We start from the raw sequence: 25,991 nt of genomic DNA, 5'->3' as shown, positions 1-25,991 counted from the left end.
AGTGAATGTTTCAAATTTACATCAATTTTTCTCTTAATTGAAAAAAAACTTCCCAAATGGCTATACCGGCACTTACACTTACATTCAGAGAATGTTTTGTGCCATATTGAGGTATTTCTATGGTGTCGTTGCAAGCATCAACAACTTCCTGTTGCACGCCTTTAACTTCATTACCTAATATAATTGCATATTTCTTCGAACCTTCAAACTTGTATTTATCCAACATTTTGCTTTCTTTCACTTGTTCCAATGCTAATACCACATACCCGTCTTCTTTTAATTTGTTTACTGCATCTATGGTTTTTTCTTCATATTTCCATTCCACACTGTCTTCAGCACCAAGCGCTGTCTTATGTATTTCTATAGCAGGCGGTGTGGCTGTAATACCACATAAAAAAATTCCCTCCAGACGAAAGGCATCGGCTGTTCTGAAAACAGAACCTACGTTGTGTAAACTTCTTATATTGTCGAGTACTACGACAAGGGGAAGTTTTTTAGCCTCCCTGAAATTTTCGATGCTTATTCTGTTGAGTTCTTCTACTGTAAGTTTTTGCATTTGCTGTTTATAAGTGATTTATTTTATGTGTAAAACTTGTGGAAATAAACCTTAAAAAATAAGTTTTCTTTATAATTGTAGAATTCATTTTTTATCCACTAATTTTAATTGTTTTTATACTTTAAAAATATATTTTTATACATTAAATTCACCGATGAAAGCGTACTTTTTTGTAATTTTTGGAGTTATCAATATAGAAGTGTATAAAATCTGAATATTCATACTTAATCAGTTATTTTTCAGACGTTAGAATTTTCTTCATTAAATGTGAAATATAAGTGTAAAATAATTGTTCTCAAGTTAATAACTTTATATAAGAATTTTTACCTTATTTTTTTTCAACCTTATCCACACCACATCATCTAAATCATCATATTTTTAATAATTTTATTTAAAAGAAAAAAATAAAACAATAATAATGAATAATTATGGATTGTAGAAAAATAGAAATCAGTTGAAATCTATTGCTTTTTTCAGATATTTCCAGGTATATCCTTTTTGTTTCTTTACTATTTCTTCCGGTGTGCCTACAGCAACCACTTGTCCGCCTTCTTTTCCTCCTTCCGGTCCTAAGTCGATGACATGATCAGCACATTTTATAATTTCCATATTGTGTTCGATGATAAGTATGGTATGTCCTCTTTCTATAAGACTATTGAAAGAATCAAGCAGTTTTTTTATGTCATGAAAATGCAGACCAGTGGTTGGTTCATCGAATATAAACAGTGTAGGTTCAGATTGTTCCTGTGCAAGATAGTATGCCAGTTTTACACGCTGGTTTTCTCCACCGGACAGCGTGTTGGATGATTGTCCCAGTTTGATGTATCCGAGACCTACGTCCTGAAGCGGTTTGAGTAGTTTTACTATTTTCCTTTTATTGTGTTCTGTGAAAAATTCTATGGCTTGGTTTACGGTCATTTCCAGAATATCGTAGATATTCTTGTCATGGTATTTCACTTCGAGTATTTGTCTTTGAAAACGCTTTCCTTCACAGGCTTCGCAAGTAAGTTCCAGATCTGCCATGAATTGCATTTCCACCTTCACAACTCCATCTCCTTTGCATTCTTCGCATCTTCCTCCGTCAGCATTGAATGAAAAATAGGCTGCGGTGAAGTCCATTTGTTTAGACAGCGGCTGATCTGCCATTAGTTTTCTTATTTCATCGTAGGCTTTTACGTAGGTAACAGGATTTGAACGTGAAGATTTGCCTATAGGATTCTGATCTACAAATTCCACGTGTTTTATTGTTTTTATATCGCCTGTTATAGAAGAAAAATCACCCGGTCTTTCGGATGTAATGTCCAATTCGCGCTGCATGGCACGGAAAAAAATGTCGCGTACGAGTGTGCTTTTACCAGAACCGCTCACACCCGTTACGACAGATAGCACGTTTAGCGGTATTTTTACGTCTATTCCACGAAGATTGTTTTCTCGGGCACCTTTTATTTCTATAAACTTATTCCAATGTCTGCGTGTAGTTGGTATATTTATTTTTTCGATGCCGTTCAGGTATTTTGCCGTATGACTTTTACTTTTTTCAGCATCTTTTTCTGTCATTTTTTTTATTTTTTCCATCTCACCGCTTAGCACCACTTCTCCTCCTAATCTTCCTGCTTCAGGACCTATGTCTATGACATAATCTGCAGCACGCATGATGTCTTCATCGTGTTCAACAATGATTACAGTGTTTCCTATATTGCGCAATTCTTTGAGGACATTGATAAGTCGTGAGGTATCGCGACTATGCAAGCCTATACTTGGTTCATCGAGTATATATAGTGAACCTACAAGCGAACTTCCTAAAGAGGTAGCGAGGTTTATCCTTTGGCTTTCACCGCCTGAAAGTGTGTTTGAAGTACGATTGAGCGTGAGGTAACCTAATCCTACATCGCAAAGGAATTTAAGTCGGTTTCTTATTTCAGTAAGCAATCTTTTACCTACTTTTTCGTCATGTTCTGAAATATTTATTTCATTAAAGAAGACTTGTAATTCATTTATAGGCATATCCACCAGTTCAGTTATGGTTTTGCCACATATCTTTACATAGTTTGCTTCTTTTTTTAGTCGTGTGCCACGGCATTTGGGACAGGTAGTCTTTCCCCTGTATCTTGCAAGCATCACACGGTATTGTATTTTGTATTGGTTTCTTTGCAGGAAATTAAAAAATGCGTCTATAGTAACTCTTTCTTCATCTGGCAGTTGTTTTTCCTTTTCATCGCCATACCAGAGAATATCCTTTTCAGTTTTTGTCAGTTCTGAATAAGGTTTGAATATAGGAAAATTGTTATTCAGCGCACGTCTGCAGAATTCTTTTGTCCACATACTCATTTTTTCTCCTCTCCAGCACATAACGGCACCATCATATACCGAAAGATTTTTATCGGGTATGACAAGATTTTCGTCTATGCCAATTATTTTTCCAAATCCTTCACATTCGGGACATGCACCGAGAGGAGAATTAAAGGAAAACATGTTGTCGTTGGGTTCTTCGAAAGTGATGCCATCGGCTTCGAAACGAGTACTGAAATAGTGTAATGTTCTTGCCGGATAAAATCTCAGCATACATTCACCTTCACCTTCATAGAATGCGGTTTGAACGGAATCCCAAATACGGGATATGTTTTCTTTACTGTCGTCAACAGTAAGACGATCTATGAGCAGATAAATATTTCCTGATTCTATTTGCTTATTGAATACTTCAAGTTCTTCTTTCTTTTGTTCAGCATTTTCAAATATATCTATTACATCCTCAATGTGTGTGATAACTCCATCCACATCAAGGCGTGTGATACCTTGTTTCAGGTTGACTTGAAGTTGTTCCTTAAGCGTTCTTTCATGACGTATTTTCAGAGGTGAAAGCAATGTGAATTTAGTGCCTTTTGAATACGAGAGCACACAATCTACTATATCTTGCTCTGAATGTCGTTTTACTTCCTTTCCGCTGATGGGTGAAAAAGTATGTCCTATTCTGGCAAAAAGCAGGCGGAGATAGTCGTATATCTCTGTTGATGTACCTACAGTAGATTTTGGGTTTCTGCTTGTTACTTTTTGTTCTATGGCTATTGCCGGTGGAAGTCCTTTTATATAGTCGCACTCAGGTTTATGCATTCTGCCTAAGAATTGTCGGGCGTATGCAGAAAGACTTTCCACATATCTTCGTTGCCCTTCGGCATAAAGCGTATCGAATGCCAAGGATGATTTTCCTGAACCACTCAGACCTGTTATAACGATGAGTTTGTTGCGAGGTATGTTTAAATCAAAGTTTTTCAGGTTGTTTGCCCGAGCACCTTTGATGACGATAAAATCGTTATCCTTATTCTTCATCTGTAAAGAAAAATAATTTCTTGATTAAGAAATTCATTGTTTTATGTAAGGGAAATAATATTCAATAATTTCTTTAATGTAAGCCATGTTTTTTTCGTCATTGGCAGGATTTTCATCATCATGATATATATTGATGATACAGAAATTATTAGCCTTTCTTAACCCCAGTTGATACATTCTCGGTCCGTATGCAAAACAAGTATCGTTACTTGTGTAATTATCGTAGTTTTCCTTGTCGAGCATAAGTCCGAATTTACTATAGAAGTCTGCGTTGGTTTCAAATGCATCCTGAAGGGACTTATATTTACCACCTTTCACTTTTTCTTCTCCAAGTCGGAAAACAGTTATTTCAATACCGAAAACCCCATTTTCATAATTTAGGTTTTCAGAATCTATTCTTGTTAACTTGAAGTTGTTGGGAATACAAATAGAAAACCCGCCTATATTTTGTGTAAAAAAAGCATCAGCCGGTGGGTCATTACGGAAATAACCGATGGCATTTACCGATGTATGTATGCAAAAAAAGCACACACTAACAATAAAAGTGTAAAAAATATTTTTCATTTTTGTAATTCCTTTTAGTAATTGGCAAATTTACGCAAAAATGGCGGTTTACAAGTTGATGCTAATAATTTATTTTTTTATCATTCAAATATGATTTATTTAAAACTACTATATAAAACCCTTGAAAAGTGATTATATAATGAAGATTCTTCTTGCTTTTGATAGTTTTAAGGATTGTCTTTCTGCAGGTGAAGTTTGCGAGACTGTTGCTACTCTGTTATCTAAGGATTATGAAATAATTTCTATGCCGTTGAGTGATGGTGGCGAAGGTTTTGCTCAAATACTGACAAAACAGTTTGGAGGAAAAATAGTTTCTGTAAATGTATGTGGTCCGCTTGGAAAAATGATTTCTGCTGAGTATGGCATAGTAGGCAGTACGGCATACATAGAATCTGCTTCAGCCTGCGGACTCCAACTTATTCCTCACTGTCAGCGCAATCCCCTTATTACTACATCATACGGTGTTGGTCAGATGGTGAATGATGCGGTAAAAAAGGGTTGCGAAGTAATTGCTTTAGGTCTTGGCGGTACTTCTACAAATGATGCAGGAGTAGGAATGTTGCAGGCATTAGGTGTAAAATTTTTCGATGAAATGGGGGAAAATATAGGATTTGGCGGACAATTTCTGAAAGGTATAAGTAGTTTTGATGAAAAAGAAAAAAATGTACCTGCAAAAATAGTGTGTCTCTGCGATGTGCGTAATATTTTTTATGGTAGTAAGGGTGCTGCAAAGGTTTTTGCGCGTCAAAAGGGTGCTACTGAAGACGCGGTGGAAGAACTTGACGAAGGTTTACATCATTTCAATGGATTGATTATTTCAGAAAAAGGCATAAATTTGCAGCATATAGAAGGCAGTGGTAGTGCGGGTGGTATGGCAGGTGGTTTACATGCTTTTATGGGAGCAGAATTATGCCATGGAACGGATGTTATTTTTGAAAAAATGAATTTGGAAACTGCCGTAAAAAATGCAGATTTAATAATAACAGGAGAAGGCAAGAGCGACCGACAGACATTGATGGGAAAAGTGGCATACGAAGTTGGCAGATTGGCAAAGAAACACCAAAAGCGTATTATATTGCTATCTGGCAGAATAGAAGACAAAACAGTATTGCAGACAGTTTTTGATGATGTTTTCGAAATAACGCCACGCAACCAGACATTGAGCGAAGCCATAAACCCTTCAAATACCAAGAAAAATATAGAAAGAATTATTCATCAGATAAATTTTGAAAGGAAATGAGAAAATTATTGGTTTCAGTATTTTTTGTATTAGGATTGAGCAGCAATGCACAAACCATCCAATTACCCGCACCCGACCTCAATTCTTCATCGAAAAGTTTTTTTCAGGTCTTGAGTCAGCGTAAGTCTGAAAGGTCTTTCAGTAATATAGTTATAAACGATGCAACGCTTTCCACCATTCTGTGGTCTGCATGTGGCATCAATCGTCCTGAAGAAAAGAAAATAACGGCACCTTCAGCCATAAATGCTCAGGATATATTGGTATATGTATGTCGTGCTGACGGGGCTTATCTTTACCATCCCATTGACAATACGCTTGAAAAAGTATCAGATCTTGATTTACGAAAAGCAGTGGCAGGCAATCAGACTTTTGCAGCCGAAGCACCTGTAAGTCTGATTATGGTTAGCGATGGTGTAAAGTTTAGGCACGGTAATGCCGAGACAATTGGAATGATTGATGCCGGATATGTAAGTGAAAACATCTGTTTGGCTTGTACGGCTCTCGGACTTGCCACAGTGCCACGCATGAGTATGGACAAAGAAACACTCAAAAAAGAACTTCATCTGACCGACAAGCAAATTTTAATACTGAACAATCCTATAGGTTTTCCAAAATAGTTAAGGTGTAAAAGCAAAAAAAACATAAAAATCCCTCATTTTATTTCTAAAAGGAATAGTAAGGGATTTTTTATAGTTATTTTTGCATTCATTTAAGGTATGTTCTATTAATTATGTTGAGACGTTTTATAAAACGGTCAATATGGAACATTTCCGAAGGATGTAAAAAAATAGAAGAATTAATAGAATATACCTTAATTACAAAGGGTTAATGAAGCAAATTCATATCATATTTTTTATGTTGTTGGCTGTTCAGTCGCTGAATGTCAGAGCGCAAAATGCAGATAAGGACAGCATAGAAGCCACAGAAATGGATTATCAGATACCCATTCAATTTTTGGTAGATACCGTTGCTGATGAGAATGGAAAATACCTTTGCATCACATTGCCGAAAGTTCTGAAAATACCACCACCTGCCTTTGCAGACGAGCGGTCGCGTGAGAATTATTACAAACTCGTCAAGCACATTAAGAAAGTATTGCCTTATGCAGTGTCGGCGAAACAACTGATTCTGGAAACTTATCAGTTGCTTCAATGCATGGATGAGAAGGAGCGGAAGAAACATATTAAAATACTTGAAAAAGAACTCCGTTCAAAATATCTGCCAATTTTCAAGAAACTCAGTACTTCGGAGGGTGTTTTGCTTACAAAATTGATTGACCGCGAATGTGGGATGAGTGGTTATGAGATAGCCAAGACATTCCTGGGATCTTTTGATGCGGGTAAATATCAGTTATTAGGAAAAATGTTCGGACAGGACCTTAAGCGACGTTATGATCCGAAAGGTGCAGACAGAATAACAGAGCGTTTGGTAAAACTCGTTGAAAGCGGACAAATATAAAAAGGCAGAAATGAGAATAAAAATTTTATTCATCCTGTTTTTGTTGATAAATATTCCTTTTCTAAGGGCTCAGGATAAGCCTACGGAAAAGGAATTTTCCACAATATCGAAGAAAGCAGGCAAAGGTAATGCAAAGGCACTCTACCAATTAGGAAAATGCTATGAAAACGGTTGGTATGTGAAAAAGGACGAAACATTAGCAGCCCTGCAGTATCAAGAGTCTGCCAATAATAATTATCCGCCTGCAATGTCTGCTTACGGCTATTATTTGATGCAGCACGACAATCCCGTAGCCGCTGTTGTGATGTTTCGAAAAGGTGCTGAAGCCGGCAATACTGAAGCGCAGAATTGGTTAGGTATGTGTTATCTGACTGGGACAGGTATAGAGAAAAACACATCGGAGGCTGTTGTTTGGTTTGAAAGAGGATACAAACAGAAAGACTTGTTGAGTCAGTTCAACTTAGGATGTTGTTATCTAAATGGTGCAGGTCTTCTTCAAGACAAAGAAAAGGGTATGTTTTTGTTGGAAGATGCAGCAAATAAAGGATTGGAAGATGCCATGATATTTTTGGCACGGCTGTATTTGGATGCAGATGCCGAAACTGCTGATTTCGAGAAAAGCATAGTGTGGATGGAAAAGGCTGCAAACGCTGGTTCTTTACAGGCAGCAGATGCTCTGGCTTCTTTATATATGGACAGCATTTATGAGAGACGCAACCCGGAAAAGGCTTTGGCACTTTGGCAAAAGGCAGCCGATGGAGGTTACAGCAATTCGCAGTACAATTTGGGAAAATTGTATGTATTGGGCGAATATGTTCCTGAAAATATAGATTTGGGTGAAAAATACTTGCTTAAGTCGTCTGATCAGGGTAATAGTGATGCAAAGGTTTTTTTAGCCTTTGCCTTGTATGGTGAAGGCGGAAGGAAAGAAAATCCATACAAAGCCTTTTCTTTGATAAAGACTGCTGCAGAAGAAGGAAACGCAATGGCTGCTTTTCCGCTTTCTGAATACTATCGTAAAGGTTACGGCACATCACCTAATATGCCGCTTGCCATGCGTTGGTGTGAAGTGGCTGCAAAAGCAGATATTGCTGATGCCCAATGGAATATGTCTGTCTATTACATGTTGGGAGACGGTCTTCCTGTAGATTCGCTCAAAGCATTCGCATGGTGCGAGAAAGCGGCTAAGCAAGGGTTGGCAGAAGCACAGATGAAACTGGCTTATTTCTACGAAATGGGTTATGGTTGCGAAAAAGATGATACCTATTCCGCTTATTGGATGGAAAAGGCTGCCGAACAAGGTGATGCAGATGCACAGTATTATATAGCAAAAAAGTATTACAAAGGCTATGGTGTTGCCAAGAATGAAGAACGCAGTTATGAATGGTTATGCAAGGCTGTTGAAAACGCCCAAACCGATGCATACGTGGAAATGGCTTATTATTATGTTAATGGCATCAGGGTGGATAAAGATGAACGCAAGGCGGTAGAATTATATCAAAAGGGATCAGAAAAAGGCAATTACAGAGCAAAATATCATTTGGCATACTATTATGCGGATGGTATAGTGGTAGAAAAAGATACAACAAAGGCTTTCCAACTCTATCGTTCAGCGGCAGAAGGCAACTATCCGCCTGCACAGACATATTTAGCGAATTTATATTTTATAGGAAGATATGTAGAAAAGAGTGATGTGGAAGCCATGACGTGGTGGTTGCGTGCCGCCGAAAATGGCGACACAGATGCCATGAACATGCTGATTCAAATATATGAGAATGGAATTATAGGAAAAAAAGACAAGGAAAGGGCTTTGTTCTGGCAGAAAAGATTAAAGCAAAAAGAAGACACGAAAAAGGAAAATCAGTGAAACTCAGTTTTCAGAAATCTGTTTTTTCCAAAAGCATCCTTTTCGATAACGACGTGTTTATAACCTTCGGCTTCGAATAAAAATTGTGTTTGTAGTGCTAATGCAGCATTGAGTTCGCAGAAAACACCTTTTGCCGTTTTTCCCATAACGGCAAGAGATTTGTAGAATATGAGCGGGTCTTTGTCGCTGACGAAGAGTGCCGTATGCGGTTCGAAGCCAATGACTTGGCGTTGCATGCTTGATTTTTCGCTTTCGCATACATAAGGTGGATTGCTCACTAATATATCGAATGTTTTATCAGAAGGAAAACAGAGAATGTCCTGTTTTTCTAAAATAACATCTGCACCAAGTCTTTCAGCATTTTCACTGGCAGTGGCAAGCGCTTTTTCGCTGATGTCGCACGCCGTGACGGTGCATTGTGGTAAGGCAAGTTTCAAACTGATGGCTATGCAGCCGCTCCCTGTTCCTGCGTCAAGGATGGTATATGATTTGTTTTTACACCAGGCAGCAACCATGTCCACAAGTTCTTCCGTTTCCGGTCTGGGAATGAGAACATCAGGGTTTACTGAGAATTTTCTGCCTTTGAACCAAGAATGCCCAACAGCGTATTGTACAGGCATACCCTGCCCCACCCTGTCAACTATTTCGTTGAAAAGACGTTGCTCCTCACCTGATAAATTCCTAACTTTGTCAGCATAAACGTCTGTACGTGTGATGCCGAAGACTTCTTCGAGGATATAAAAGGCTTCAGCACGCGCTTCTCTTTCTTCTGAATAAAGCGAGAGAACAGAAAGGAGTTTGTGATAGATGGCATTCATTGCTGCAAAAGTAGAAAAAAATGAGTAAAGGAATAATTTTTGAGCAATTATTGGCGGAGAAGTATATGTCTCGCTGTCTGCTGTTGGCGAAAAACGGCAGGTACGGAGCACCTCCCAACCCAATGGTAGGTGCTGTCATTGTTCATGGTGAACGCATTATTGGCGAAGGCTATCATGCACGGTGTGGCGAGGCACATGCAGAAGTGAGTGCAGTGAACAGTGTGAAACCGGAAGATAAAGCCCTTCTGCCAGAAAGCACCATCTACGTCAGTCTTGAGCCTTGTGCGCATTATGGGAAAACACCGCCTTGTGCAGAATTGATAATTAAAACAGGTATTCCACGGGTTGTAGTAGGTTGTGTGGACAGTTTTGCAAAAGTAAAAGGTAAGGGCGTTTCCATGCTTCGCGATGCAGGAGTTCAGGTGATAGTTGGTGTGTTGGAAGACGAATGCCGCAGTCTGAACAAAAAATTCTTCACTTTTCACGAAAAGAAACGGCCCTATGTCACCCTGAAATGGGCACGTTCTGCAGATGGGTATATAGATTTAATTCGAAACGACGGAGAAGCAGCAAAACTATCCACTCCTCACACAATGCTTCGCGTACATCGGTTACGCGCAGAGCATCAGGCTATTCTCGTAGGGCACAACACGCTGTTGCTCGACCATCCACACCTGAATGTGGTGCATTGGGATGGACCCCAACCCTTGAAATGCGTGTTAGGCCATGTTCCGCAAGAAGAACTGCCGGAAGGATTTGAGACTTTTGAAAGCGCAGAAACATTGTTGGCTTCCCTTTATGAACGACAGATACAATCGTTGTTGGTGGAAGGCGGGCGGAAGACGTTGCAGTTTTTCATCGACAACGGACTTTGGGACGAGGCACATGAAGAATGTTCTGCGAAGGTGTTAGGTTCGGGTGTGGAGGCTCCAGAAATGCCGCTGGATGATTGTGAAGAAGAGGAAATATGGAATGTAACAATAAAGCATTACAAAAACATAAAACAGTAATAGATATGAAGAACGAGTTTTTGGATTTGATAAAAACACGACGCAGTTGTCGTAAATATTTGACAGAACAGATAAAGAATGAAGAACTTGCAGCAGTGCTTGAAGCGGGCACCTATGCTCCTACAGGTAAGAATACGCAAGACCCGTGGATTGTTGCTGTGCAAAACCCTGTTTTACGTGAAAGGATTGTAAAACTGAATGCCGAGATAATGGGTACTACAAGCGATCCTTATTATGGGGCGCCGACAATAGTGTTGGTGGTGGCTTCTGCCGACAACACCAATGCGGAGCGCGATGCGTCCTGTGTACTTGAAAACATGATGCTTGCAGCACATGCCGTCGGACTAGGTTCGTGTTGGATAAACCGTGTGGATAAGATGTTCGCCACGGACGAAGGTGAAGTCTTGCGTAAGGAATTGGGACTTCCTGAAGGCATCGTTGGTGTAGGTTCTATATCGTTGGGTTATCCTGCTGCGCCAATGCGACAGGCTTATCCACGCAAAGAGGGGTATTATCGCATCATAAAGTAAGCACAAAAGGAGAAAAAAATGCCCGCCACAAAAAGCATTATTGGCGGGCATATTAATGATTGGATTTATTCTTTTTTCAAACTTTCTGTTAATCTTTCCTTAAGAGATAGGACGTAACCATAGGCATTAACATCGTCTATTCGCCATTTACCTCTTTCGTTTTTGAGATAGTAAACTATTTCTCCCACTAACGGGCCGGAGTTCGCGCGATTGCGATAAGGGGCGTCGTAAACAAATTTAAGACGACCTTCTTCATAATAATGCCAACGTAGACCAAATCCATGTGTTACAGCCACAGGTTCCAAGCCTAAATAGAGTGCAAAGTTTTTAAAAAAGTCTTTGTTCTTTTCTTTGGCATATTTACGGCACAAACCTGCTAATTCTTTGGAATAGAACTCGTCCATCAGGCTGTCGCTATACTGTTGACAGAACAGTTCGTTCAGCCTTTTGTCGATTGGGTCGATGAATTTTTTTACATCTTCTTGTTTGGTTTTGAGCACTTCCGTCATCCACAGACCACCCATCTCGCCTTTGAAGTTAGAGATGTCGTCCACCACCCATCCGTATTTTTTCTCATTAACCATGCGGTAGTCGAAATTGTCGCTGTGTGCCATACCGTCGTCTCCGCTGTAAGTAACGATTACGCTGACGATGGCTGTGTCGCGATGAGGATAATTGATGTCAAGAATTCTTATTGGCGAAGAAGTGGGACAATTTCTCCCGTAGCGCACGTTAAAGTCTTCTGAAGGCACGTAACCTTTCATGACAGGCAGGGTTTCTGCTTTTTCTGTGTCATACATGACATCGTAGGTTCGTTTGCTGAAATATTTTGTGACTGTCGAGAGTGTGCTGTAATAACTTTTTGTCATGTTTTCGAGCACTGTTTTGATAGTGTCGTCAGGTTCTTCGTTAGTGGCAAACGCTGCCGTAGAAACAATAAAAGCCACGAGCAGCAAGATGGTTTTGTTAGAATATTTCATGGGTATGTATTTAATGAGATAGATTTTCAATGTGCCTCAAGCCAGTTTTGGCCGACTCCACAGTCTGCAATGAGAGGAACGGTCATCTTGTATGCATTCTCCATCTCTCCGATGACAATGCTGCGTACTCGGTCCAGTTCTTCCGGGTAAACGGAGAAATTGAGTTCATCGTGCACTTGCAGTATCATCTTTGAGCGGATGTGCTCTTTTTCAAACCTTTGAGCAATGCGTATCATGGCGAGTTTGATGATGTCGGCTGCTGTGCCTTGTATGGGTGCATTCACGGCGTTTCGCTCTGCATAACCCCTGACCACGGCATTTCCGCTGTTGATGTCGGGCAGATAGCGACGCCGGCCAAATACGGTTTCTATATAGCCTTGTCTGCGCGCCTTTTCCTTACAGGTCTCAATGAAGGAACTTACGGCAGGGAAGGTGGCGAAATAGTTGTCGATGAGTTCGCGGGCTTCTGTACGTGAAACTTCCATTCGTTCTGCCAGACCGAAGGCACTGATGCCGTAGATGATTCCGAAATTGGCTGTCTTGGCTTTACGTCGTTCGTCTATAGAGATTTCTGACAAAGCTTTTTTGTATATTTTCGCGGCTGTGGCTGCGTGAACATCTTCTCCGTGACAGAATGCCTCTGTCATGTTTTTATCGCCGCTCAGATGTGCCATAATGCGAAGTTCTATCTGAGAGTAGTCGGCAGAGAAGAATATGCATCCAAACTCCGGAACGAAAGCCTTTCGGATTTCTTTTCCATCGTCGCCGCGAACAGGAATGTTTTGCAGATTGGGGTTCGATGAACTCAACCGCCCTGTGGCAGTAACGGCTTGGTTGAAAGATGTGTGCAGGTGTCCTGTTTCCGGATTGATGAGTTTGGGGAGTGCATCAATGTATGTGCTGATGAGTTTTTTTAGCCCTCTGTGTGCAAGAATCTTTTCTACAATGGGATGTTTGGATTTCAATCCTTCCAGCACGGCTTCAGAAGTTTGGTATTGCCCGCTTTTAGTTTTCTTTGCTTTTTCCGACAATTTCATTTCTCCAAAGAGAACCTCGCCCACTTGTCTTGGCGAAGTAAGCAGGAATTCGTGGCCAGCCATCGTGTAAATGTCCCTTTCGAGATTTTTCATTCTCTCGCGGAAGAGGTTGCCTGTTTCGTTGATGGCTTTTGTGTCGAGCACCACTCCGTCCATTTCCATTTTTGCAAGAACAGGAACAAGAGGCATTTCAAGTTCGTAGAAAATTTTTGTCGCCCCTACCCTATCCATCTCCTTCTTGAGAGGTTCTACCAGGCGTAGAGTAACATCAGCATCCTCGCAGGCATATTCATATACTTCCTCGGGTTTGAGTTCTGACATGTTTTTCTGCTTTTTGCCTGCAGGACCAATGAGTTCGTCTATGTGTATGGTGCGGTAATGAAGATATATCTCAGCGAGGTAGTCCATGTTGTGTCGTAATTCTGGCTGAACAACATAGTGCGCCAGCATGGTGTCGAAAAGTGGACCGCGCACGTTTATGCCATAGTGCTTCAGTACAATTATGTCGTATTTTATGTTTTGTCCTACTTTCAAAATCTCCTCCGATTCATAGAGTGGCTTGAATATGCCAACAATTTTTTTTGCTTCTTCAAAATCTTGAGGGACAGAAATATAATATGCTTCAAAAGGTCTCACAGAAAAACTGAAACCAACAAGCCGTGCACTGATAGCGTCGGTAGATGTGGTTTCTGTGTCAAAACTCAAAATTTTATTTGTCAATAATTTTTGACACAATTGAAGGCATTCTTCCTCATTATCAATTAGATGATATTCATGTTTTGTGTTTTTTAAATCTGTGAGATTTTCTGCAACCACGATTTCCTTACCAGCGTCAAATAAAACTTCAGAACTATTAGTTTCGTTTGCAACGGAATTTATGGGATTGCCAAAGAGATCGCCTTGAATGTATTGTGGTTTAGTTGGGTTTTGAAATAGTTCTCCTTGAATAGTTTCAGGTTTGAACATTTTTGAAATAAACGAGCGAAATTCGAGACGTTCAAATATTTTTTTCAAACTTTCCTTGTCTGGTTCCTTTCTTTTGAGTTCATCCAGATTCAGTTCGATGGGAACATCGGTTTTTATTGTAACAAGAAATTTGGAAAAGAGAATTTTTTCCTTGTTTTCTTCTACTTTTGTCTTCAAGGCGCCTTTAAGTTCATCGGTCCGCTCAAGCAAATGCCCTATGTCGCCGAATTGCTCTATGAGTTTAGCGGCAGTCTTCGCTCCCACCCCAGGACAGCCGGGCACATTGTCTGACGCATCACCCATAAGTCCGAGGTAGTCGATAATTTGAGAAGTTTTTTGCAGACCATACTTTTCGCAAACTTCTTTCTCCCCCATCCTTTCCATAGGACTGGCACCATGTCCCGGCCGGAGCATAATGATGTTTTCTTCCACAAGTTGTCCATAGTCCTTGTCGGGGGTTATCATTTCTACAAAAAGTCCCGATGAAGCCGCCTTTTTTGCAATAGTACCAATTACGTCATCTGCCTCATAACGCTCAACTTCAAGAATGGGAATGTTGTAGGCACGTATGATGTCTTTGATGATGGGCACAGCAAACCTTATGTCTTCAGGAGTGCTCTCACGCTGAGCCTTGTACTCAGGATATGTTTCATGACGGAAAGTCTTGCCCTTTGGGTCGAAAGCAATGCCGATGAAATCGGGATTTTCTTTCTTTAGGACATCTTCAAGCGTGTTGACAAATCCGAATATTGCCGATGTGTTTTCTCCCTTTGAATTGATACGCGGTGAGCGTATGAGCGCATAATAGGAGCGATAAATCAGAGCGTATGCATCGAGAAGGCAAAGTTTTTGCATGTGGTATTACTTTTGTTTTGGTTTTTTCGTTGTAAATGTACGCAAAAATTTATCGACTTGCAAAATATGTCGTAATTTTGCAATGATTTACTGGTAATGATGAATAATTTAGAACGGATCCGTAAGCCCATCGAGGCAGAATTGCAGCACTACTCTGCATTGTTCAACGCTACTCTTACCCACCAAAACAGTTTGTTGGGTTCTGCACTTGAACATGTGCGTGCCAAGCAAGGTAAGTTGATGCGCCCCATACTCGTATTGCTTACTGCAAAAGCCTTGGGCGAAGTAAACGATAACACATATACCTCGGCTGTAGTTCTCGAAATGTTGCATACTGCAAGTCTCATTCACGACGATGTTGTAGATGAGAGTCAGGAGCGACGAGGCGACAAATCATTAAACAAGGTGTTTGACAACAAGCCTGCTATCCTGATAGGTGATTACATTTTGTCAAAGACTATTCAGATGGCTGCCAAGATGAATAGTATGGAGCCCATATCTGCAATAGGTAGGCTTGGGTCCGATTTGGCTGAAGGAGAGTTGCTTCAGTTGCCGAGTAATCTGAATCCGAAATTGTCGGAGGAGACTTATATGCAAATAATAAGGCACAAAACGGCTTCACTCTTCGGTGTTTGTGCCGAACTTGGCGCTTTGTCTGTCGGTGCAGATAAGCAAACAATAGAAGAAGCAAAACTTTTCGGTGAAACCGCGGGTATTTGTTTCCAAATACGAGACGATATCTTTGATTATTTTGACGATGCAAAGATTGGAAAACCAACGGGCAACGACATGCGTGAAGGTAAACTTTCTCTGCCGGTTCTGCGAGCGCTCCAAAATACGCACGATGAAGAAATACACGCTTTGGCAGCAAAGGTGAGGGCGATGAAAGCAAGCAAGGACGACATCGAGCGACTCGTTAAGTTCACCAAGGGACAAGGTGGTATAGATTCTGCACGAGAAACAATGATGCAATACAGAAACAACGCCCTATCCTATCTTATACGTTGCAAAGATTCGGACGTGCGTCGTTCTTTGGAACTCTATATAGACTATGTGGTAGGACGCGAGATGTAAAAATATAAAAATAAAAGCGATGAAACCGTAAGATTCATCGCTTTTATTTGGACCTTTATCACAGTTGCTTTAGAAAGGGTTAATTTCTTCACCAACCACCTTAGAAACAATTTTGTTAGCCAAACGGCTTGTTCCGAGACGAAATAGTTTGTCGTCAATCCACTCTTTTCCGAGAAGTTCCATAACTATTGTGTAGTAGTTAAGGGCATCGTCAATGGTTTTCAGTCCGCCGGCAGCCTTAAAGCCAATTTTCGTTCCTGTTAGTTTGTAGTATTCCTTGATGGTTTCGCACATCATCAGTGCTGCTTCAGGAGTGGCTGCTGGCTCTATTTTTCCAGTACTCGTCTTGATAAAGTCTGCACCGGCATAGATAGCGAGAATACTGGCACGTTTGATGTTTTCTGCCGTTTGAAGCGCTCCGGTCTCGAGAATGACTTTCAGTGGAACACCGTTACATGCTGCCTTAATTTCGGCGATTTCATCGGAAACAGTCTCATAATCGCCAGAAAGGAAAGCACCAACATTCAAGACACAATCTACCTGTTCTGCGCCATCGTGTACAGCCAGCGACGTTTCGATGGTTTTTACTTCTGCAAAGGTTTGTGAAGAAGGAAAACCACCGCTTACAACCGTAGTTTCTGTACCCTCTACTTCGAGGCTTTGACTGACTAATTTTGCGAATTTGGGATATACGCAGATGGTGGCCATCGGTGGAAGTTCCGGGCGCTCATCATAAAACTTGTTGACGCGCTCAACCATAGCCAGAACGCTTTCTTCGCTGTCGGTTACTTTCAGCGTAGTCAATTCTACAGCCTGAAGCAGATGGAGCATCACTTCCGGTGTGTTGTATTTTCCCTTGTTTTTCTCAATGAGTTTAGTAACCTCTTCATGAACTATTTCATCGTGTCGGTGGAGGTCAAACTTTTCAAAGGCCAGGCTGTATTTGTCTTTGCAGCCAAGATGATCATGGTTGTGGTCGTGTCCACAGTTACAATTATTTGCCATAATTATTTGAAGATTATTATTTTTGTTGCCTAAAAAATATGTTATTTATTTCAGTTTTGGATTGTCTAGGTGTCGCTTAGCATCTCTTTTGGTTTTTTTGTCGAATGATTTTTTCAGAGCATCGGTCAAATCAACGCCAGTTTGGTTGGCAAGGCAAATCAGAACCCATAAAATATCTGCCATTTCATCGGACAAATCTTCTTTCTCACCGGATTTAAAAGATTGGTCGCCATATTTTCTGGCAATAATCCTTGCCAATTCACCCACTTCTTCTGTAAGGCATGCCATGTTGGTAAGTTCGCTGAAATAGCGAACACCGAATGTCTTTATCCATTGGTCTACTTTTTTCTGGGCTTCTTCTATTGTCATGCCACTACTATTCTTTTCGTTTAGAATCCATGCAGATGGTTACAGGGCCATCGTTTAGCAATTCAACTTGCATATTCGCACCAAAAACACCGGTTTTAACGGGTTTTTCTATAGTTTTTTCCATTTCGCTGCAGAAATAATCGTAGAGTGGTATGGCGATTTCAGGACCTGCTGCGCGAATATACGATGGTCGGTTTCCTTTTTTATAACTTGCCATGAGAGTGAATTGACTCACCACCATGACATCGCCATTTATATCAATAACGGATTTGTTCATCACGCCTTCATCGTCATCGAATATGCGCAGCATTGCCGCTTTTTTTACCAACCATAAAACATCTTCTTGTGTGTCGGATGGTTCGATGCCCAATAAAATCAGCAAACCTTTGCCGATTTCACCGTTGGTTTTTCCATCAATTTTAACAGATGCGGATTGTGTACGCTGTATGACTACTCTCATTGTAACACAAAATTAAGCAGAAAAGTTTAAATGTCGTTTATCTTCTCTGAAGAAATGTCACCTTTATGTAAATTGTGGTATATCTTCGAACCCTTTATAGGTCCAAGAATCTTCTGAAGCGCGGTTTCATCGGCGTTTTTAATCACTTTGACGCTGCCGAACTTCTTCAACAGCAATTCTTTCGTTTTTTTGCCGATTCCATCGATTTTATCAAGTTCGCTGGCGACCTGTCTTTTGCTTCTTTTGTTTCTGTGGAACTTGATGGCAAAGCGGTGTACTTCGTCCTGCATTTGGGTAAGTGTGCGAAAGAGTTGTGAAGAAGGGTCTACTCCTATACTCTTCTGCGGAAAACCGAACAGAAGTTCGCGTGTGCGGTGACGTTTGTCTTTTGCAAGTCCGGCAATAGGGATGTTAAGTTTTAGTTCATCCTCTGTAACCTCGCGTATCACTTCCATTTGCCCTTTGCCGCCATCCGCAATAATCAGGTCGGGTAGGGAAGATAGTTCTTCAAATATACGGCTGTATCTTCTTCTGACAACTTCTTTCATTGATGCATAGTCGTCAGGACCTGTAACTGTTTTAATATTATAAGTGCGATATTCTTTTTTTGCAGGTTTCAGTTTCTCAAACACAACACACGCAGCCACAGCGTCCTCACCGCTGATGTTTGAATTGTCGAACAGTTCGATGCGATAGGGTAGGGAACTCAATCCAAGGTCTTTTTGTATCTCCTTCATCAGTCGTACTGATTTCTGTTCAGGATTCAGTTTTTCAGCCTGTTTAAGTTTGTCAAACTTGTACTGTTTTACATTGAGCGCAGAAAGTTCAAGCAGATGGTATTTGTCGCCGCGTTGTGGTATGGTTTGAATAGCGATGGATTCGGGAATATCTACCTTAAATGGCACAACGATTTCCTTAGAGTTTGATGCAAATTTTTCACGCAGTTCAATAATAGCGTATGCTATAATTTCTTCGTTGGATTCGTCTAGTTTCTTTTTACATTCTAAAGTATAGGCTTGCGTAATGGAACCTTTTACTACGTGCAGGTAGTTGACATAAGCCGCCTTTTCATCGCTGTCAATGTTGAAAACGTCAATGTTGTGCTCAACACTCGAAATAACCGTACTTTTTGAACGGAAATTTTCGATGATTTCGTATTTTTTTCTTATTTCTTCGGCTTCTTCAAATCGCAATTCTTCGCTTAGCGTCTCCATCTTCTTCCGAAGATTTCGTGATAATTCTGCTGTGTTGCCTTTTAATATTTCAATACATTGTCCGATGTTTGCGACATATTCTTCATGGGTTTGCCTGCCACAGCATGGGGCTTTACACTTGTGCAAATGATAGCGGAGACAGACGTCGTATTTTCCGGTTTCAACGCCCTCCTTGGTTATGGGTGTCATGCAGGGGCGTACTTGATAAAGTTCCTTGCATAAATCTAATAAAGCATACATTGTTCCCGCGTGGCTGTAAGGACCGAATAGGAGAGCGTGTTTCAGATTGCGGTTCCTGGTCTTGAAAATCCGTGGCAGAAATTCCTTTGTTACAGCAATTGACGGGTACGTCTTGCCGTCTTTGAGAAGAATGTTATATTTGGGCTTGTGTTGCTTGATTAAGTTGTTTTCAAGCAGAAGCGCGTCTTCTTCCGTTTTAACGACGATATAATGTATATCACGTATTTTTGAAACAAGAAGTTTTGTCTTCTGTGACTGTTGGTCTTTGTTGAAATATGAACTTACACGACGTTTAAGGTTTTTCGCCTTGCCGACATAGATAATTTTACCGGTTTCGTCGAGGTATTGATAACTTCCTGGCGACTCCGGTAAGTTTGTTACGATGTTTTTTAATTTACTCTCTAACGCCGCATCCATTTTATTCAAACAAACACGATTTTATAACATATCTGTTATCTTGAAACTTGCAACAGTGTGGTAAGGTTCGTACCCTCAAGTGTTTTTCTTCCCCCAAGACCCTCCATGCAAAGTTCAATGATGAAATTGATGTAGATGTCTTTCGGTTTGAATGACTTCACCAGATTATATGCTGCCAACATAGAACCGCCTGTCGCCAATAGGTCGTCGTGTATTAGGATAGTGTCGTTTTCGTTGATGGCATCGTCGTGAATTTCTATGCAGTCGTATCCATATTCTTTTTGGTACGATGCTTTACGCGTTGTGCCGGGTAGTTTTCCGGGTTTTCTACACATCACAAACCCTGCACCCAATCGTGATGCAACAATCGCGCCGAGAACAAAGCCTCGCGATTCTATACCAACAACCTTGGTGACGCCTTTGTCTTTGTAAAGGTTTACAATCTCGTCAGCCATTTCCTTTAGGCATTCAGCGTTTTTGAAAATTGTGCTGACGTCTTGAAATTGAATCCCAGGCTTGGGGTAGTTCGGGATGTTTCTTAAGTTTTCTAAAATACAATCTTTATTCATTTTATAAATATTTTGTTTCACGTGAAACGGTTTGCTTGTTTTTTTTGTTTCACGTGAAACATTTCGTTTATCTTCCTGAAAGAATAAGCAAGACGCTGATATCGCTTGGCGAAACGCCGGGAATTCTGCTCGCTTGTCCAAGTGTTTCCGGATCTATTGCAATAAGTTTTTGTCGCCCCTCGGTGGATATTTCATGAAGCGAGGCGTAGTCGAAATGTCCTTTAATTTTTATATCCTCCAGTCGCTGCATTTTCTCAGCCAACTGTTGCTCGCGGGAGATGTAGCCAGCATATTTGATTTCTATCTCCGCAGCCTCGGCCACTTCCTTCCTGCGAGTAGAAACCTGGTCGAGGTGTTGCTGAAGTATAGGCACGTTGTCAGCCAGGGCGTTCATGTTTACCTGAGGACGAGCCAATAAATCAGAAAGCCTGCAACTTCCTCTAAGTGAAGAACTTCCGACGCTTTGAAGAAAGTTGTTGATGAATTCGGGGCGTATAACAGTCTCTTTTACAAACTGCATCAGGCTTTGAATGTCTTTTTCCTTCTTTTCAAAGACAGAGCGTCTTTTGTTAGTAGCCAACCCTAAGCGGAGAGCGTGGGGAGTGAGCCGCATGTCTGCGTTGTCCTGGCGGAGCAGGATGCGGTATTCGGCGCGTGAAGTAAACATACGATAAGGCTCATCGACACCCTTGGTTACAAGGTCGTCAATCAGCACACCTATATATGCCTCGTCGCGTCCTAATGTGAAGGAAGAGTTACCGGAACACTTCAAAACAGCGTTAATTCCTGCCATAAGACCTTGTCCTGCCGCTTCTTCATAGCCTGTGGTACCATTTACCTGACCTGCAAAAAAGAGGCCGTCTATGAGCTTGGATTCCAAACTGTGAGTCAGTTGGGTCGGGTCGAAGAAGTCATACTCTATGGCATAGCCAGGACGATAGACAACCACATCACGCAGAGCAGGTATTTTTCGCAATGCCTCAATCTGAACATCCATGGGAAGGCTTGACGAGAATCCATTGAGGTACATCTCGTTGGTGTCGACACCTTCGGGCTCAAGAAAAAGCGGGTGGTGGTCTCGTCCCTCAAAGGTAACGAGTTTGGTTTCTATCGATGGGCAATATCTCGGACCTATGCTTTGAATCTGGCCATTGTAGAGTGGAGAGTCGGGCAATCCTCCGCGCAGAATATCGTGCACATCTTCGTTTGTGTTACAAGTCCAGCAAGGCTGTTGGGGTAGGGGATGACCTTCGGATATGTATGAGAATGTCCGCATGTCTTCATCCCCAGGCTCTAATCCCATTTCGTCAAGATGCACACTCCGCTTGTCTATTCTGACAGGTGTGCCGGTTTTCATTCGTTCCGCACGGATGCCGTGCTGTGTGATGGACTCTGTAAGGTGAAGCACTGCTGGTTCGGCACAGCGACCGCCGGGAATCTGTTTTCGTCCCACATGCATTAGGCCGTTGAGGAAAGTGCCTGCCGTGATGATGACGCAGCGTGCAGTGAATTCTGCACCCCAAATGGTGCGGACACCGTTCACTTGCCCTTTGTTTGTCAGCAGTTCGCAAACTTCATCTTGCCAAATGTGAAGGTTGGGCGTATTCTCCAGCACCTTGCGCCATTCTTGTATGAAGCGGATGCGGTCGCACTGTGCACGTGGACTCCACATTGCAGGTCCCTTGGAGCGATTAAGCATACGGAACTGTATGGATGCAGCATCGGTTATAAGACCCATCTGACCTCCCAAGGCGTCTATTTCGCGAACGATCTGCCCCTTGGCAATGCCTCCTACGGCAGGATTGCAACTCATTTGTGCAATCTTGTTCATATCCATGGTGATGATGCATGTACGGGCACCCATGCGCGCAGCGGCAACTGCCGCTTCGCACCCGGCGTGACCGGCACCAACCACAATGATGTCGTATTTGAAATCTTGTTGCATGAAATTTGTCGTACGAGCAATGTCTTCCAATGCCTTCCGGCAAACGGATCCTTGTTTTGATATGCAAATTTACGGTTTTAACTCGGATTAAGCAACCATCAGACGTTTTGCTTTACCAAAAGCACAATTCTCTGCCAAAAAAAGCAAGCGCACCAAAAAGGAGCGCTTGCTAAAAGATGATAGTTCAGGATAGTTATTTAAGAATAACTTTCTTGCCGTTGATGAGGTAAATACCTCCTCGCACAGGCTTCTTCACGATACGACCCTGTAAGTCGTAAACAATGCCTGTCTTGCTCATTTCATTGATTTCGTTGATACCAGAAATCACACCACCATTAAGCAAGTAGGCGTCTGCCTCACTGAATGCTGACAATGAGAGATAGGCCTCGTGTGCACCAGTCGTAAATGTATCTGTCCTATAGAAACCTATTGTTTCTCCGCTGTTTTCCTTGTCGAAACGATAGGTGTAATCGCCTGTTACCGCTGTAGGCTCATCGCTACCGACGAGTAGGTTGGGAGAGGGCGCTGTGCCTTCAGGAGCAATGATGGCAATGGTGTAGTTACCTGTTGCGCCTTTTATGATTACAGGCGTGTTGGCGGGGATGACGTCGCCTGCTTTGTAGATGTAATCCACCGTCATGTCCGTGTTGCTGGCTGCGGTTACGATACCTGCTTCTGTACCTGCTGGCAGGGTATAGGAATTGCTGCTGAAGTAGGTGGTGTATCCACCTTCGCTGATGGTGATACTTACTTCTTCTATGACAGGTTTTTGCGGGTGGTTGATAAGCACACTGTCTGCAGAATTCTTTGTAGGTGTAACAAGGTACACCTCTCCGGCTCTTGCTTGCCATGCACCTTGGGCACTCCTTTGTGCGTAGAAGCCCACTAACGCTGAGTCATTGGAATGACTGAAGCGGAAGTAGCCGGCTCCGCCTGTGGTTATTGCACTTTGTACATAGGCTTTAAGGAGGTTCGTTTCTGGCATTTCTTCATGTAAGGTAGAACCATAGATCGTGGTGTTGTATGTGCCAGGTTGACCCTTAACAATCACTGCCGCTTTTGCGGGAATAATGCTTCCCGGCTGGTAGCAGAAGTCAATGTTCATAGAGTCGTTTCTCACGGCAGTAACCACACCTGCTTCCACGCCCTCAGGAACGCGGTAGGCTTCCGTGCTGAAGTGTGTGTTGTAGCCACTGGCAGAAATGGTGATGCTTCCCGTGCTTTCTGCATAGCCGTATTTATTGTCAAGATATGCAATGCGGTTGCGTATCCAGTTGCATGTCCATTCCACGTCTTCTCCGATGCCTACAGAGTAATGGTAGGAATACCATCTGTCCTCCTCACGGGTGTCTGCTCCGCTCTCTTCGAAGAGGCTGTAGTAGTCGGTAAAACGCTTGCACAGACTATCGGGGTTGAACCATGTGCGGCGCACCTGGCAGTATCGGCTCGCAAGTGTCTCTTCCCAGTTGAAATAGGATATGTTTCGCAGACGTGTGAAGTAAGTCAGTTGCCCGTGTTCATATCTGCTGATGAAGGTCTCGAAATCGGTTTGCGGATTGCTCGTGTAAGAGTTTCCGCCATCCCAGCGCCTGCCCCAGGTGCCATCGAGGTCCCAAACGGCAATGCCCACTTTGTCTTTCTCCGTGAAACCTTTTGCCAGTTTTTTTGCAGAAGGGTTGGTGTCGTAACAATAGTAGAACATATTCTTGCCATGGTTGTCGGTGGCAAGGATGAGTTCAAGGAAGAGATAATAGTCGTCAATGACGGGTTTGTCAAAGTAGTATTCAAAACTGTCAACAAACTGTTCGTCTGATCCGGCAGCCACTATGTTTACGGCACGCCAGATAGGTCCATAATCAAAAGGCTCACCGTCTTCCACGTCAGGGTATTTTCCTTCGTAATAGCACCACGATGTGCTCTTGTTATTGTAGGAACTCGGAGCCCTGCGAGGAAAATTTGATCTGTCTGTCTCATGTCCCATGAACACTTCGTAGCCCCAACTTGTGGTTTTGTAAAGGGTGCCGCGGATGGTTTGTTCTTCTGTAAACAGATCTGTATCGAGCGACTCAAGACGCAGTTGCTTGCGGTCCACTTTTTCTGTAAAACAATAGATGCCGCGGTATTCGCCGTTGAGGAAAACCTCCACAAATCGTCCGTGAGTTCCTGTGCTAACTTTCTTATTTTCAAAGGGTTGGTGATATGGCTCGTGCGAGAAGTCGTTCCAAAGGTCTGTGGCAACGCGGTTGCGCATATCTGCTTTATCTATCGCCATGGCATCAAGCACCCAATTGTTGTCTTCGCGCATACCGAGGAACGTGCGGTCCACCTTGTTGCCCGCAGCGTCAATCATCTTCACGTTGTAGGCTTTCTTTTCGTAGCCTTGTGCCGTAGCACCGCGATATTTGAATTTAGCGGTGTAGAGGCTGTCGTCAAACAGGCGGTCAGGGTCGAGCAGGTGGAATGTGCCGTTCGTGTAGTAACTGCCGTTACATGATGCCACATTCATTTGCACGATGGGGAGGAATGTGAATGAGAGCGTAGTCGATGCCACAATTTCACCGTTGAGTTCCACAGCGATATTGTAAGGCGATGCGCATGTTACGGCAGGAATAGACAGTTCTTCACCATTGCCGGCATAATTGTTTCCGATGCGTATGCGTATGTTTCCATTTCTGATTTGTTTAAAACTGACTGTCGGTTTGTAGTCTTTACCGCCGCGCAATGATTCGGAAAGCGACATCATGAAAGTCTCACTACTTTTATTGTAAACAAGGTTCTTGTTGTCTAATTGTAATGAGTCCACATATTCAGAGAAAGATCCGGTGATTGGGTCGGGGTCGTCCGGTTTAACTTCTGTAGTGGGAACCTGGTTGCCGTCTTTGTCTATAAACTGGAACAATTCGTTGTTTGATGCACTGTTCACGTTTCGGTAGCAACCAAGGAGATTTGGGGTCCCGCTTGTTCTTAAATTGAACACATATTCATTGTCGGCTACACTGATGACACGAAGTGCGTTTTGTGAAGAATAATAGTCAAAAGTCCATTTAGCCTCGTCAGAAGTGCCGTCTGTGGAGAGCATGAGGTATTTGTTCGTGCTGTTGTAGGTAACGGCATCAAAAACCAGATATTCGCCCGATTGCGAATTTTGAATGGTATAACTCGTACCGTCAGTTGTTTTTTTGATAATCCACCACCCATCGTAATCCACAGCACCTGTGGTTACACAGTAGATTTGAGGGGTGGCGTTATGTTGTGCGCCGCGCCCAATCCAACCGTTGTTGTAAATGGATTTGATGTAGTATTCTTTTGTTTCATCGAAGTCTATCTGGGCGTTTACCGCCAATAGTCCGAACAAAGAAAACATCAAGAAGATAAATCTTTTCATGATTCTATTTTTTGACCTTTTCAGGTAAATTATTTATACAGTTTATAGTAAAAGGCAAAATTACAAAAGAAAAAGAACTGCTCGCTGTTTTTGTGAGTTTTTTGAGAA

At 42.0% G+C, this 25,991-nt stretch carries 20 protein-coding genes; 7 read left to right on the top strand and 13 right to left on the bottom strand.

Going from position 1 to position 25,991, the window contains the following annotated elements:
- Positions 1-16: 16 nt before the first annotated feature.
- From C7Y71_RS06880 to C7Y71_RS06870, 3 genes are all read right to left on the bottom strand, one after another.
- Complete coding sequence (locus C7Y71_RS06880) at positions 17-556, bottom strand: RNA methyltransferase (protein WP_111898335.1); 540 nt, start codon at positions 554-556, stop codon at positions 17-19.
- A gap of 450 nt (positions 557-1,006) precedes the next feature.
- Positions 1,007-3,880, bottom strand: coding sequence for an excinuclease ABC subunit UvrA (gene uvrA, locus C7Y71_RS06875; RefSeq protein ID WP_111898336.1), 2,874 nt, complete (start codon positions 3,878-3,880; stop codon positions 1,007-1,009).
- A gap of 33 nt (positions 3,881-3,913) precedes the next feature.
- A complete protein-coding gene (locus C7Y71_RS06870; protein WP_111898337.1) occupies positions 3,914-4,444 on the bottom strand; it encodes a hypothetical protein in 531 nt (176 codons plus the stop codon).
- Positions 4,445-4,583: 139 nt separating this feature from the next.
- Here C7Y71_RS06870 and C7Y71_RS06865 point away from each other — a divergent pair, with 139 nt between their 5' ends.
- The 4 genes from C7Y71_RS06865 (at position 4,584) to C7Y71_RS06850 (ending at position 9,009) form a co-directional block, all read left to right on the top strand.
- Complete coding sequence (locus C7Y71_RS06865; protein ID WP_111898338.1) at positions 4,584-5,684, top strand: glycerate kinase; 1,101 nt, start codon at positions 4,584-4,586, stop codon at positions 5,682-5,684.
- Positions 5,681-6,301 (top strand): nitroreductase family protein, encoded by a 621-nt coding sequence (locus tag C7Y71_RS06860; RefSeq protein ID WP_111898339.1) that lies wholly within the window; start codon positions 5,681-5,683, stop codon positions 6,299-6,301. The genes C7Y71_RS06865 and C7Y71_RS06860 overlap by 4 nt, the downstream gene beginning before the upstream one ends.
- A gap of 211 nt (positions 6,302-6,512) precedes the next feature.
- Entirely contained in the window at positions 6,513-7,142 is a 630-nt protein-coding gene (locus tag C7Y71_RS06855) for a DUF4294 domain-containing protein (RefSeq protein WP_111898340.1), read from the top strand.
- 10 nt (positions 7,143-7,152) lie between these two features.
- Entirely contained in the window at positions 7,153-9,009 is a 1,857-nt protein-coding gene (locus C7Y71_RS06850) for an SEL1-like repeat protein (protein ID WP_146739405.1), read from the top strand.
- On the opposite strand, the gene prmC is transcribed toward C7Y71_RS06850, so the two are convergent.
- The gene (gene prmC / locus C7Y71_RS06845; RefSeq protein WP_111898342.1) at positions 9,003-9,827 is read right to left on the bottom strand and encodes a peptide chain release factor N(5)-glutamine methyltransferase; all 825 of its coding nucleotides are present in this window, start codon (positions 9,825-9,827) and stop codon (positions 9,003-9,005) included. The genes C7Y71_RS06850 and prmC overlap by 7 nt on opposite strands.
- A 20-nt stretch (positions 9,828-9,847) precedes the next feature.
- Between prmC and ribD the strand changes: the two genes are divergently transcribed.
- On the top strand, positions 9,848-10,837 hold the full coding sequence (gene ribD, locus C7Y71_RS06840; protein WP_111898343.1) for a bifunctional diaminohydroxyphosphoribosylaminopyrimidine deaminase/5-amino-6-(5-phosphoribosylamino)uracil reductase RibD: 990 nt from the start codon (positions 9,848-9,850) through the stop codon (positions 10,835-10,837).
- A 5-nt stretch (positions 10,838-10,842) separates the two neighbouring features.
- A complete protein-coding gene (locus C7Y71_RS06835; protein ID WP_111898344.1) occupies positions 10,843-11,367 on the top strand; it encodes a nitroreductase family protein in 525 nt (174 codons plus the stop codon).
- Between the two features lie 65 nt (positions 11,368-11,432).
- Here the strand turns inward: C7Y71_RS06835 and C7Y71_RS06830 are convergent, their stop codons facing one another.
- Together C7Y71_RS06830 and polA are read right to left on the bottom strand one after the other, a co-directional pair.
- A complete protein-coding gene (locus tag C7Y71_RS06830) occupies positions 11,433-12,347 on the bottom strand; it encodes a hypothetical protein (RefSeq protein WP_146739406.1) in 915 nt (304 codons plus the stop codon).
- 26 nt (positions 12,348-12,373) lie between these two features.
- Positions 12,374-15,205 (bottom strand): DNA polymerase I, encoded by a 2,832-nt coding sequence (polA, locus tag C7Y71_RS06825; RefSeq protein WP_111898346.1) that lies wholly within the window; start codon positions 15,203-15,205, stop codon positions 12,374-12,376.
- Between the two features lie 99 nt (positions 15,206-15,304).
- On the opposite strand from polA, the gene C7Y71_RS06820 reads away from it, so the two are divergent.
- Complete coding sequence (locus tag C7Y71_RS06820) at positions 15,305-16,279, top strand: polyprenyl synthetase family protein (RefSeq protein WP_111898399.1); 975 nt, start codon at positions 15,305-15,307, stop codon at positions 16,277-16,279.
- A 69-nt stretch (positions 16,280-16,348) separates the two neighbouring features.
- Here the strand turns inward: C7Y71_RS06820 and deoC are convergent, their stop codons facing one another.
- The 7 genes from deoC to C7Y71_RS06785 all read right to left on the bottom strand — a co-directional run bounded on the left by deoC (position 16,349) and on the right by C7Y71_RS06785 (position 25,883).
- Positions 16,349-17,284, bottom strand: coding sequence for a deoxyribose-phosphate aldolase (deoC, locus tag C7Y71_RS06815; RefSeq protein ID WP_111898347.1), 936 nt, complete (start codon positions 17,282-17,284; stop codon positions 16,349-16,351).
- Between the two features lie 45 nt (positions 17,285-17,329).
- A complete protein-coding gene (locus tag C7Y71_RS06810) occupies positions 17,330-17,653 on the bottom strand; it encodes a nucleotide pyrophosphohydrolase (RefSeq protein ID WP_111898348.1) in 324 nt (107 codons plus the stop codon).
- Between the two features lie 7 nt (positions 17,654-17,660).
- Positions 17,661-18,113: a D-aminoacyl-tRNA deacylase gene (dtd, locus tag C7Y71_RS06805; protein ID WP_111898349.1), complete on the bottom strand. Its 453-nt coding sequence runs from the start codon at positions 18,111-18,113 to the stop codon at positions 17,661-17,663.
- Positions 18,114-18,139: 26 nt separating this feature from the next.
- On the bottom strand, positions 18,140-19,984 hold the full coding sequence (gene uvrC / locus C7Y71_RS06800; RefSeq protein ID WP_111898350.1) for an excinuclease ABC subunit UvrC: 1,845 nt from the start codon (positions 19,982-19,984) through the stop codon (positions 18,140-18,142).
- 35 nt (positions 19,985-20,019) lie between these two features.
- Positions 20,020-20,553, bottom strand: a complete 534-nt coding sequence (locus tag C7Y71_RS06795; RefSeq protein WP_111898351.1) for an adenine phosphoribosyltransferase — start codon at positions 20,551-20,553, stop codon at positions 20,020-20,022.
- A 67-nt stretch (positions 20,554-20,620) separates the two neighbouring features.
- Entirely contained in the window at positions 20,621-22,498 is a 1,878-nt protein-coding gene (gene mnmG, locus C7Y71_RS06790) for a tRNA uridine-5-carboxymethylaminomethyl(34) synthesis enzyme MnmG (protein ID WP_111898400.1), read from the bottom strand.
- A 193-nt stretch (positions 22,499-22,691) separates the two neighbouring features.
- Positions 22,692-25,883 carry a CotH kinase family protein gene (locus tag C7Y71_RS06785; protein WP_111898352.1) on the bottom strand — a complete coding sequence of 1,064 codons (3,192 nt, stop codon included), beginning with the start codon at positions 25,881-25,883 and terminating at the stop codon, positions 22,692-22,694.
- Positions 25,884-25,991 lie beyond the last annotated feature (108 nt).

The sequence above is a fragment of the Pseudoprevotella muciniphila genome (genome assembly GCF_003265305.2).
Taxonomy (GTDB): Bacteria; Bacteroidota; Bacteroidia; order Bacteroidales; family Bacteroidaceae; genus Alloprevotella; species Alloprevotella muciniphila.
Note: the sequence above shows the minus strand (reverse complement) of the source record. Positions and strands in the feature narration are given on the sequence as shown.

Excerpts from the sequence above, each read along its gene's own strand:
- C7Y71_RS06835 (WP_111898344.1), top strand. The coding sequence starts at position 10,843 with ATGAAGAACGAGTTTTTGGATTTGATAAAAACACGACGCAGTTGTCGT.
- polA (WP_111898346.1), bottom strand. The coding sequence starts at position 15,205 with ATGCAAAAACTTTGCCTTCTCGATGCATACGCTCTGATTTATCGCTCC.
- ribD (WP_111898343.1), top strand. The coding sequence starts at position 9,848 with ATGAGTAAAGGAATAATTTTTGAGCAATTATTGGCGGAGAAGTATATG.
- C7Y71_RS06870 (WP_111898337.1), bottom strand. The coding sequence starts at position 4,444 with ATGAAAAATATTTTTTACACTTTTATTGTTAGTGTGTGCTTTTTTTGC.
- C7Y71_RS06850 (WP_146739405.1), top strand. The coding sequence starts at position 7,153 with ATGAGAATAAAAATTTTATTCATCCTGTTTTTGTTGATAAATATTCCT.
- uvrC (WP_111898350.1), bottom strand. The coding sequence starts at position 19,984 with ATGGATGCGGCGTTAGAGAGTAAATTAAAAAACATCGTAACAAACTTA.
- C7Y71_RS06880 (WP_111898335.1), bottom strand. The coding sequence starts at position 556 with ATGCAAAAACTTACAGTAGAAGAACTCAACAGAATAAGCATCGAAAAT.
- C7Y71_RS06795 (WP_111898351.1), bottom strand. The coding sequence starts at position 20,553 with ATGAATAAAGATTGTATTTTAGAAAACTTAAGAAACATCCCGAACTAC.
- C7Y71_RS06865 (WP_111898338.1), top strand. The coding sequence starts at position 4,584 with ATGAAGATTCTTCTTGCTTTTGATAGTTTTAAGGATTGTCTTTCTGCA.
- mnmG (WP_111898400.1), bottom strand. The coding sequence starts at position 22,498 with ATGCAACAAGATTTCAAATACGACATCATTGTGGTTGGTGCCGGTCAC.
- C7Y71_RS06855 (WP_111898340.1), top strand. The coding sequence starts at position 6,513 with ATGAAGCAAATTCATATCATATTTTTTATGTTGTTGGCTGTTCAGTCG.
- C7Y71_RS06785 (WP_111898352.1), bottom strand. The coding sequence starts at position 25,883 with ATGAAAAGATTTATCTTCTTGATGTTTTCTTTGTTCGGACTATTGGCG.
- C7Y71_RS06830 (WP_146739406.1), bottom strand. The coding sequence starts at position 12,347 with ATGAAATATTCTAACAAAACCATCTTGCTGCTCGTGGCTTTTATTGTT.
- dtd (WP_111898349.1), bottom strand. The coding sequence starts at position 18,113 with ATGAGAGTAGTCATACAGCGTACACAATCCGCATCTGTTAAAATTGAT.
- deoC (WP_111898347.1), bottom strand. The coding sequence starts at position 17,284 with ATGGCAAATAATTGTAACTGTGGACACGACCACAACCATGATCATCTT.
- C7Y71_RS06860 (WP_111898339.1), top strand. The coding sequence starts at position 5,681 with ATGAGAAAATTATTGGTTTCAGTATTTTTTGTATTAGGATTGAGCAGC.
- C7Y71_RS06820 (WP_111898399.1), top strand. The coding sequence starts at position 15,305 with ATGAATAATTTAGAACGGATCCGTAAGCCCATCGAGGCAGAATTGCAG.
- prmC (WP_111898342.1), bottom strand. The coding sequence starts at position 9,827 with ATGAATGCCATCTATCACAAACTCCTTTCTGTTCTCTCGCTTTATTCA.
- C7Y71_RS06810 (WP_111898348.1), bottom strand. The coding sequence starts at position 17,653 with ATGACAATAGAAGAAGCCCAGAAAAAAGTAGACCAATGGATAAAGACA.
- uvrA (WP_111898336.1), bottom strand. The coding sequence starts at position 3,880 with ATGAAGAATAAGGATAACGATTTTATCGTCATCAAAGGTGCTCGGGCA.